This is a genomic window from Catellatospora sp. NPDC049111, from assembly GCF_040648615.1.
In the GTDB taxonomy this organism is placed as follows: Bacteria; Actinomycetota; Actinomycetes; order Mycobacteriales; family Micromonosporaceae; genus Catellatospora; species Catellatospora aurea.
Map to the genome: position 1 here is coordinate 94,443 of NZ_JBEZEB010000027.1, position 10,034 is coordinate 104,476.

Here is a 10,034-nt window from a genome sequence, read left to right on the forward strand (position 1 = left end):
CGGAGGCGACTTGCGTCGACGTTGGCCTATCTCATCGAATTCGATCTGCGCCCAGTCGATGTAATAGGCCAACGTCGATCGCTGGCGGGGCGGGCGGCCGTCGCGGGAGTGGTCGGCGGCGCGGTGCCGGCAGGCAGCGCGGTGCCGCGGGCGGGCCACCAGTTGGCGCGGCCGAGCAGGGACATCACGGCGGGCAGCAGCAGCCCGCGGACCACCGTCACGTCCAGCAGCACCGCGACGGCCATGCCGACGCCGATCTCCTTGACCGCGATCAGCTCGCCCAGCGCGAAGCCGAGGAACACGATGCCGATCGACACCGCGGCAGCGGTGACCACGGGACCGGTGGCGGTGATCCCGGCGAGCACGGCCCGGTCGCCGGCGGCGCGGGAGTCGCCGCTACGGCGCGCCCACTCCTCCCTGATCCGGGCCAGCAGGAACACCTCGTAGTCCATGGACAGGCCGAAGATGAACACGAACAGCAGCAGGGGCGTCGTCAGGTCCAGCGCACCCCAGGGCATGAAGCCGAGCAGGCCCGACCCCCAGCCCCACTGGAACACCGCGACCAGCACACCGAGCGTGGCCACCATCGTCAGCAGGTTCATCAGCAGCGCCTTCACTGGCACCACCAGCGAGCCGGTGAGCAGGAACAGCAGCAGGAACGTGGCGGCCACGACGACGGCGAGCGCGACGGGCAGCCGGTCGCCCGTGGCGTCCTTCACGTCGACGAGTTGCGCGGCGGGACCGGCCACCAGCACCGGCACCGTGGTGTCGAGCGCGCGCAGGTCGCGTACCAGCTGCTGGGTGCGCTCGCCCGCGGCCGGGCCCGGCAGCTCCACCTCGGCGACGACGGCCTGCGGCGGCACGTTCTCGCGCAGGTCCACATCGGTCACGCCGGGCAGGGCGCGGATCCGGGCCAGCAGCGACTGCACCGCCGGATCGGCGGCCCCGGCCTCGATCACCACGGGCACCGGCTGGGGATACTTCGTGGCGAAGTGGCGCTCGTACGCCTCGTACGCCTGCCGGGACTCGCTGCTCGCGGGCAGTGAGCGGGCGTCGGAGTCGGCCAGGTTCACGTGCAGCAGCGGCACGCCCAGCGCGAGCAGGGCGGCGCTCACCGCCAGCGCGACCGCGGCAGGCCGGCGCTGCGCGAACGCCGCGGAGCGGGCCAGCGGCCCCGGGCCGCGCCGGGCGGGCCGCCGCCCCACCCCGGTCCGGGTGCCCGGCGCGGGGATGCGCCGGTGCGCGACCGCGATCAGCGCGGGCACCAGCGTCAGGCCGGTCGCGGTCGCCAGCAGCACGACCAGCGCGCCGCCCAATGCCATCGCGGCCAGCAGCGGATCGGCGAACACGAACAGGCCCGCCAGCGCGACCCCGACCGCCAGCCCCGACACCAGCACGGCCCGCCCGGCGGTGGCCACCGTCCGGGCCAGCAGGTCCGGGATCGGCGCGCGCGGGTCGGCGGCCCGCTCCTCGCGGAACCGGGCCACGATCAGCAGGCTGTAGTCGACGGCCAGGCCCAGGCCGAGCAGGGTCACCACATTGACCGTGTAGTCGCTGACGCCGATCGCACCGGCCAGGCCGGTCAGTGCGAGCAGCGTCCCGGCGACCGTGGCCAGCGCGGCGCCCATCGGCAGGCTGCCCGCGGCCAGGCCGCCGAGCATCACGATCAGCGCGCCGCACAGCACGACCAGCGCTACCGACTCGCCGAGCGCGGCGTCTGCGATGGCCTGGTCGCCGAAGTCGCGTTCAGCGAGCAGCTTGCCGCCGACCAGCACCTCGGGCACGGCGACCCGGTGCAGCGCCGCGCTGACCTGGTCAGCCACGGCGAGCGCCGCGTCGTCGTCCAGCGCCGGAGCCAGCTCGACCACGACCAGGGAGCTCTGGCTGTCGGCCGTGATCTGCGCCGAACCGGCGGTCCACGGGTCGGTGACCTTGACGACGCCCGGGATCGCCCGGATCTCGAACATGATCTGGGTGGCCTGGTTGACCAGGTCCGTGGCGAAGAAGTTGCGCCCCGACAGCACCGCCACCACCTGCTCACCGGTCGGCGTCAACGCGTCGAGGCGGGCCTGCGCGACGGTCGAGGGCGCGCCGGGGCGCAGGTCGTCCAGTGGCTCCGTCCGGTCGTAGACCGTGCCGCCGAAGGCCGCCCCGCACAGGGCGATCCCGGCCCAGACCGCGATCACGGCGTACCGCCCCCGGGCCGTGAGCCGACCGAGCCGTGCGAGCATCGCGTCCTCCAAGGCGTGACCATGCCGATCTTTCGATCGCCGGAGGTCATGAAATACCGCCGACCGTCCGAACGCAACAGGCTCGTGGCGGGGGACTGTTCACCACGACCGCCCGTTGGTACGTTCTCGCGCATGCCGATCGCCCGTGCGCTGCGCGCCCTCACCGCCGGCTGCGCCCTGGCGGGCGTGGTGCTGCTGCTGGTGGACACCGGCGGCGACGCGGGCATCGCGGTGTACTTCACAGTGCAGAGCAACCTGATCGTCGCGGCCGTGTTCGGGCTCGCCGCGTTCGGCCGGGGCGACGTGCGGCTGCGCGGGGCGGCGACGCTCTACATCGCGATCACCGGCACCGTGTACCACCTGGTGCTGACGAATCCGGCCAGCCCGTTCTTCACCGCCGACCCGGGTGCGGAGACCGTGCACAACCTGCTGCTGCACACGGCCACGCCGCTGCTCGCGGCCGCCGACTGGCTGCTGGTCAACCGCGACCGGGTGCGCTGGTGGCACGCCGGGGCCTGGCTGGCCTACCCCCTGGCCTACCTGGCGTTCGCACTGGCACGCGGCGCGATCACGGGCCGGTACCCGTACCCCTTCATCGACGTGGCGGCGCTGGGTTACGGCGCGGTCGCGGTCAACGCCCTGGTCTTCTCGGTCCTGTTCTTCCTGCTCGGCCTGCTGCTGATCGGGCTCGGCGAACTTGCCCGCCGCGCCCGGCGCGCTCCGGCGGTCGAGCAGATCAGCTGACGGTCGCCGTCACCATGCCCGTCGTGCCGAGGGAGACCTGCGCGACGACCTGAGCACGTCGCGATCTTGACGGCCTGTAGTCACCGGGACGACCGGAAACCGTCAAGATCGGAGGGTCAGGGTGGCTGAGGCGAGTTCGGTGCGGTTGCGTACGCCGAGTTTGCGGAAGATGTTGCCGAGGTGGAACTCGACCGTCTTGGCCGAGACCCCCAGTTGCGCCGCGACCTCCCGGTTGCTGAGGCCGCTCGCGACGGCATGGGCGACCCTGGCCTCGGCCTCGGTCAGCTGCGGTCCGTCGAACGGGTCCGGTCGCGGTTCGGCCGCGGCGGGCCGTGGATCGTCCGGCGCAACCCGCGCTTCGGACCGGGTCGGTTGCGGCTCGGCGGATCGGGGTGCGGGGATGCGGGGCACACCGACCGGGCCGCCCGGCACGCCGAGGCGCTGCAGGTCGGCCATGACTCGGGCGAGCAGGCCGGCCGCGCCGATCGTGGCGTACCCGGTGCAGGCGGCCTCCAGCAGCCGTACCGCGTCGGCGCGGCGGCCGAGCCGGGCATGCTGTGCGCCCAGCAGCCAGGCCATCCGGGGCCGGGAGAGCCGCTCCACGGGCCGGTTCAGCCCGACCAGGGACGTCTCGAAGCGGGCCATCGCCTCCGGGTCGGCTGGCTGGGCGATCCAGGTGCGCCAGGCGGGCAGCGCGGGTGCGCCGGGCCAGCCGAGCGGCGGATCGGGCATCCGGGCCAGCAGCGCGGCGGCGGCCTCGGGGCGGCCGTGCAGGGCGTAGTGGGTGGCCAGTTCCCAGCGGTGCTCGAAGATCAGGCCCGAGTTGGCCCCGACCACGGTGCCGACCAGATACTCCAGTACGCCCAGCCAGGCGTCGGTGTCGCCCGCGGCCAGGTGCAGCGCGGCCGCGCACTCGGCGATGTGCGCCGCGACCCAGGCCGACCCGGACCGCGCCGCGAGGTCGCGGGACTGCGCCAGGCAGGCGGCCGAGGCGGTCAGGTCCCCGCACATCGCTTCGATCTTGATCAGCCAGGAGGCGGCCTCGGCCTCGACATCGATCCGTCCTGCCGCGCCGGCCAGCCGCCGCGCCTCGTGCAGCCCGGCCCGGCCGCGCAGCAGGTCGCCGCTCCAGGCGTCGCCCAGCGCGAGCATGGACGCCAGCCGCGCCCGGCGGGCGGGGTCGGCGTCGGCCTGGGCAACGAAGGGGGCGAAGCGCGGCCGGACCTCCTGCGGACGCATCAGTTGCAGCGTGCAGATGAGCGCGCATTCCAGGTAGAGCGAATCGGTGTGCAGGCGGTGCGTCTCGGTGAGCCGCAGCGCCGTCTCCAGGTGCCGGGTGGCGTGCGGCTTCCTGGTGCGTACGCCGACGACCCCGGCGACGGTGTGGAACAGCACCTCGGTCTGCGGCCGGGCCGGGTCGGAGCGCAGCGCGGCGAGCCGGTCGGCCAGCGGCCTCAGGACGGTCGCGTCCGCGGTGCGGGACATGCTGAAGAACGCCTCGGCGATCAGCCGGGCGGCGGCCACCGGCTCGCCGGCTCGCCGGGCGTCGGCCAGCAGCCGATCGGCATCGACATCGAAGAACACGCGCACAGAGTAGTGGGGTCGTACCAGGGAAATCCCCAGGTGGAGAGGGGGTGCGAGTGGCGGGATGCCGACAGCGGGCAGTCTGCCGGAGCGTTCGGTGCGACCGTCGCCGCATGCCTCGAAGAATCCTCAGTATCGGTACGGCGACCGTCCTGTCCGGAGTGCTCGCGATCGGCGGCGGCGTGCCCGGCGCGGCGGCCGAGGAGCGCAACCGCGAGCGGCGGGTGCTGCGCCTGTGCGACCCGACCGGCTGTTACGTCTCCTGGCGGGCCTACGACTCCGATCGCGACGGTGTGTGCGACGTGGACGAGGTCGCCGCGGGCACCGACCCGCACGACCCGGCGAGCAGGCCGCCGCTGCGGCACGTGGCGGAGCTGGCCGCGAGCCGGGCACTGCCGACGTTCGAGTACGGCGTGGGCGGTTTCGTGCTGTTCCCGGCTGAGATCATCGCCGCCCGCCAGCAGCTCGGCGTCGACCCGCTGGGCGCGTTCCCGCTGCCCGAACGCGCCGACACCCTCACCCGCCTGGGCGTCTCCGCGAAGCAGCTCGACGAGTACGGGATCTCGCTGGAGCGGGACGGCTTCTCCCTCGGCCTCGACGGGCTGACCGCCAAGCCCGGCCGGCCGGCCGGGGTCAAGCTCGGCCGCTTCGACGCGAGCCTGGTCAGCGCGGGCACGGCCAACCCGCACCTCGCGCACGGCGGCTGGCTCGGGGCCGAGCAGGCCGGCGACGGCGGCACGGTCAACCGGTACCGGGACGGCTCGACCGAGCAGGTGACCCGGGACGGCCACCACGTGCAGATCGTCTACAGCGACGAGAAGGGCCAGACCAACAGCAACTGGAACGGATTCGACGACACCCGGGTGGACGGCGCGGCGGCGGTGCGCGACATGCGCGGCGAGCGCTATCAACCCGACGGTGACAAGGAGTCGACGCACGAGGGCACCTCCCGCGACGACCTCGACGGCCCCGAGGACAGCTACTCGGGGGTGAGCGACTACCCGCAGGACGACGGCGGTTACGTCAACCCCGACGAGGCGTACGGCGGCATCGTCACCGAGGAGATGGTCGACGGGGTGCTGCGGCTGCGCGGCGCGGCGGTCGACGTGGTCCAGGGCTGGCACGCGCCCGGAACGGACGGGACGCCGGACGACGTGCGCGACCCCAGCACGATCATGCTGGTCGACGACACCGCCGGGGACCTGTACGTGCTGGTCGAGCCGACCCGGCTGGCCGCGATGCCGCTGCCGGAGGGCCGGCCCGACCTGCCGGACCCGATGGACCGGGTGCCGCCGACGCTGCCCGGCACGGGCGGCTGTGGCGGGCTCTGCTGACACCGGGGCCGGGTGGCGGTGATCGGCCGCCACCCGGCCCGGACCGCCGGGCCAGGGCGGGTGAACCGTGCCGGGGCCCTGCCCGCCCCGGCGCGGCGGCAGGCGGCGGCCCGCCCGTCCGGGGTGGACGCGACACCGAACAGGGTGCCGAGTCCGGCCTTCTTCAGCGGGCCGCCGGGACGGTCGGCGTACACGGTGATGACGGACTCGACGGTGGCTGCGTGCGCGGGGCGCTCCGGCTGGCCGGGCAGCAGGCCGGAGGCGAGGACGACGGAGGTGGCCAGCGCCGTGGCGGCCGCCACCGTGAGATGTGCGGCACGCCGTCCGGGCGGCGGGCGCCTGCGGGAGAGATACACGGGAATCCCTTTCCTGAGCGGGAGCGTGGGAGCGCTTCCAGGTCCTCGGGATTCAGCCGGGACTTGCATTTACATAGACGTTTCGAAATGTCTTCCGGAACGGCCGCGAAGGGGGACAGTGACGCACGAGCGTGACTCAGCTCGCATCCCGGGGATACCCCGTCATTCAGCTCATATTCAGGGAGCACTCTGCTGCCAGTAGCCTCGCACAGGCAGGAGTCCCGGCATGGACGTGACGGATCTGGCCCGCTGGCAGTTCGGTGTCACCACCGTCTACCACTTCCTTTTCGTGCCCCTCACCATCGGCTTGGTGTTCATGGTGGCCGCCTTCGAGACGGCCTGGGTGCGCACCGGCGACGAGAAGTGGCTGAAGCTCACCAAGTTCTACGGCAAGCTCTTTCTGATCAATTTCGCGATGGGCCTCGTCACGGGCATCGTGCAGGAATTCCAGTTCGGCATGAACTGGAGCGAGTACTCGCGCTTCGTCGGCGACGTGTTCGGCGCGCCGCTGGCCATGGAGGCGCTGGTCGCCTTCTTCCTGGAGTCGACGTTCCTCGGCCTGTGGATCTTCGGCTGGGACCGGTTGCCGAAGAAGATCCACGCGGCCTGCATCTGGGTCGTCGCGGTCGGCACGGTGCTCAGCGCGTACTTCATCCTGGCCGCGAACTCGTGGATGCAGAACCCGGTCGGCTACCGCATCAACCCGGACACCGGTCGCGCCGAGCTGACCGACATCGTCGCCGTGCTGACCAACAAGGTCGCGCTGATCACCGTGCCGCACACCGTGGCCGGGTGCTTCCTGGTCGCGGGCGGCCTGGTCACCGCGGTCGCGGTCTGGCACCTGGTGCGCCGCCCCGGCCAGGACACCGTCACGTACCGCAGCGCCGTGAAGATCGGCGCGTGGACCACCCTGGTCGCGATGGGCGCGATGCTGCTCACCGGCGACATCCAGGGCAAGATCATGACCGAGGTGCAGCCGATGAAGATGGCCGCCGCCGAGGCGCTCTACGAGTCCGAGCAGCCCGCGCCGTTCTCGGTGCTCACCGTCGGCACGCTCGACGGCAGCCGCCCGGTCTGGTCGGCGGAGATCCCGGGCCTGTTGTCGTTCCTCGGCACCGGCAGCTTCGACGGTCGCGTCGAGGGCATCAACGACCTGCAGGCCGAGTACGAGCAGAAGTACGGCCCCGGCGACTACTCGCCCAACATCCCGCTGACCTACTGGACGTTCCGCTTCATGATCGGCCTGGGCTCGGCCGCGGCGCTGCTGGCGCTGTGGGCGCTGTGGTCGATCCGGCGCGGGCGCACGCCGACGAACCGGTGGCTGGTGCGCACGCTGCCGCTGCTGCCGCTGCTCCCGCTGGCGGCCAACTCCACCGGCTGGATCTTCACCGAGATGGGCCGCCAGCCGTGGGTGGTGTTCGGCGAGCTGAAGACGGCCGCCGCCAACTCGCCCAACGTCGGCGCGGGCGAGCTCATCACGTCGCTGGCCGTCTTCACCCTGGTGTACGGAGTACTGGCGTTCATCGAGGTGCGGCTGCTGCTCAAGTACGCCCGTGCCGGGCTGCCCGACGTCACCCCGCCGCCGGTGGCCGAGTCCGACGAGGACCGCCCGCTGGCCTTCGCGTACTAGGAGAGGTGCGCCATGGAACTGACCACCCTGTGGTTCCTGCTGATCGCGGGACTGTTCGTCGGCTACTTCGTGCTGGAGGGCTTCGACTTCGGCGTGGGCATGCTGGTGCCCGTGCTGGGGCGCGACGACCGGGAGCGCCGGGTCGTCATCAACACCATCGGGCCGCTGTGGGACGGCAACGAGGTCTGGCTGATCACCGCGGGCGGGGCGATGTTCGCGGCGTTCCCCGAGTGGTACGCGAGCCTGTTCTCCGGGTTCTACCTGCCGCTGCTGCTGATCCTGCTGGCGCTGATCCTGCGCGGGGTCGCCTTCGACTTCCGCGGCAAGCGCCCGGAGGCGGCCTGGCGGCGGCGCTGGGACTGGTGCATCGTCTTCGGCTCGGCGGTGCCCGCGTTCGTGTGGGGGCTCGTGTTCGCCAACGTGGTGCGGGGAGTGCCGCTGGATGCGGGCCACAACTACGTCGGCGGCGTGCTCGACCTGCTGAACCCGTACGCGCTGCTGGGCGGGGCGACCATGGTCGCGCTGTTCCTCACCCACGGGGCGATCTTCATCGCGCTGAAGACCAGCGGCGACATCCGGCGGCGGGCGAATGTGCTGGCCGGGCGGGCCGGCCTCGGGGCGGCCGCGCTGGCGGTGCTGTTCCTCGGGCTAACGGTGGCGCACCGGGGCGGTACGGCGGCCGTGGTGCTGTCGGTGCTCGCGGCGCTGTGCCTGGTCGGCGGGCTGATCGCGAACCGGCTGCCGGCCCGCGGTGGCGAGGGCCGCCGCGAGGGCTGGGCGTTCGCGGGCACCGCGGCGGCGGTCGCGCTGGCCGTGGCGTCGCTGTTCGCCGGACTGCACCCGTACGTGCTGCCGTCGACCGTCGAGCCGGCCGTCAACAGCCTCACCGTGCTCAACGCGGCGTCGTCGGCGTACACCTTGAAGATCATGTCTTGGGTGGCCCTGGTGTTCGCGCCGATCGTGGTGCTCTACCAGGGTTGGACCTACTGGGTCTTCCGCAAGCGCATCGGTACACAGAACATCCCTGAGTGACCGGATGGTCAGAAAGTGTGACGGCCGTCGCTGAATCGCGCGCGAGTATGTCACACATGAATCTGCATACTCAAGTCTTTCTATGTAAGGGGGTAACAGGGTATCCATAGGGAACTCGTGGCTACCGCCACGAGAACTTTGTGGAGAGTCGGGGAGGACTCGTGAGGAAGATCCTCGCCACTGCCGGCGTGGCCGTCACCGCGGTCGCGTTCGTGGCAGTGTCAGCAACCTCGGGCGCGGCAGCGCCCGACCAGGTCGCGGCGACGCGCGCCGCGTCCGTCGGAGCCAACGCCGCGGACATCCGCTCGTCGGCGTCGGACGGTTACACCGTCGACCGCGTCCGCAAGGACGCCAACGGCGCCACCCACACCAAGTACACCCGCACCTACCAGGGTCTGCGGGTCTACGGCGGTGACTTTGTGGTGCACACCAAGGCCGGCGGCGCTTACGCCGGCGTGTCCAACGGCCTGATCGCGCCCATCTCCGTGGCGACCACCCCGAAGGTCACCGCGGCGAAGGCGCTGGAGACGGCCAAGGCCAACTTCGCCGGCACCATCACCGCCGAGCGCGGGTCGGAGCTGTTCATCGACGCCAGCACCGGTCAGGGCCGCCTGGCCTGGGAGACCACGCTGCACGGCTGGCTGGCCGACGGCCAGACCCCGTCCAAGCTGCACGTCATCACCGACGCGCAGACCGGCGCGCTCATCGGCTCGTTCGACGAGATCGAGACGGTCACCGGCACCGGCAACGGCATCTACTCCGGCAACGTCAGCATCGACACGACGCTGTCGGGCTCGACGTACCAGATGATCGACCCGGTGCGCGGCAACGGCCGCACCTGCGACATGAACAACGGCACGTCGACCTGTACGACGTTCACCGACGCGGACAACGCGTGGGGCACCGGGGCCAACTCCAACCGGCAGTCCGCCGGTGTGGACGCGCACTTCGGCGCGGCCAAGACGTTCGACTACTTCAAGAACGTGCACGGCCGCAACGGCATCTTCGGCAACGGCTCGGGCGTGCCCAGCCGGGTCCACTACGGCAACGCGTACGTCAACGCGTTCTGGGACGGCGCGCAGATGACCTACGGCGACGGCTCGGGCAACAGCCGCCCGCTCGT

Annotated in this window: 6 protein-coding genes and 1 pseudogene; 5 read left to right on the forward strand and 2 right to left on the reverse strand. The window is 72.0% G+C overall.

Annotation, left to right across the window (positions count from 1 at the left end):
• Nucleotides 1-26: 26 nt before the first annotated feature.
• Nucleotides 27-2,231, reverse strand: a complete 2,205-nt coding sequence (locus tag AB0B66_RS29305; RefSeq protein WP_360536012.1) for an MMPL family transporter — start codon at nucleotides 2,229-2,231, stop codon at nucleotides 27-29.
• A gap of 132 nt (nucleotides 2,232-2,363) precedes the next feature.
• Here AB0B66_RS29305 and AB0B66_RS29310 point away from each other — a divergent pair, with 132 nt between their 5' ends.
• Nucleotides 2,364-2,975 carry a Pr6Pr family membrane protein gene (locus AB0B66_RS29310; RefSeq protein ID WP_360536014.1) on the forward strand — a complete coding sequence of 204 codons (612 nt, stop codon included), beginning with the start codon at nucleotides 2,364-2,366 and terminating at the stop codon, nucleotides 2,973-2,975.
• Nucleotides 2,976-3,077: 102 nt separating this feature from the next.
• Here AB0B66_RS29310 and AB0B66_RS29315 read toward each other — a convergent pair whose 3' ends face one another.
• On the reverse strand, nucleotides 3,078-4,559 hold the full coding sequence (locus AB0B66_RS29315; RefSeq protein WP_360536016.1) for a LuxR C-terminal-related transcriptional regulator: 1,482 nt from the start codon (nucleotides 4,557-4,559) through the stop codon (nucleotides 3,078-3,080).
• Between the two features lie 113 nt (nucleotides 4,560-4,672).
• Here AB0B66_RS29315 and AB0B66_RS29320 point away from each other — a divergent pair, with 113 nt between their 5' ends.
• The 4 genes and pseudogenes from AB0B66_RS29320 to AB0B66_RS29335 form a co-directional block, all read left to right on the forward strand.
• Nucleotides 4,673-5,893, forward strand: a complete 1,221-nt coding sequence (locus tag AB0B66_RS29320; RefSeq protein ID WP_360536018.1) for a thrombospondin type 3 repeat-containing protein — start codon at nucleotides 4,673-4,675, stop codon at nucleotides 5,891-5,893.
• 582 nt (nucleotides 5,894-6,475) lie between these two features.
• The gene (locus tag AB0B66_RS29325; RefSeq protein WP_360536020.1) at nucleotides 6,476-7,879 is read left to right on the forward strand and encodes a cytochrome ubiquinol oxidase subunit I; all 1,404 of its coding nucleotides are present in this window, start codon (nucleotides 6,476-6,478) and stop codon (nucleotides 7,877-7,879) included.
• A gap of 12 nt (nucleotides 7,880-7,891) precedes the next feature.
• A complete protein-coding gene (gene cydB / locus AB0B66_RS29330; RefSeq protein ID WP_360536022.1) occupies nucleotides 7,892-8,911 on the forward strand; it encodes a cytochrome d ubiquinol oxidase subunit II in 1,020 nt (339 codons plus the stop codon).
• Nucleotides 8,912-9,072: 161 nt separating this feature from the next.
• Nucleotides 9,073-10,034, forward strand: a pseudogene (locus AB0B66_RS29335) (M4 family peptidase); the annotation flags it as partial.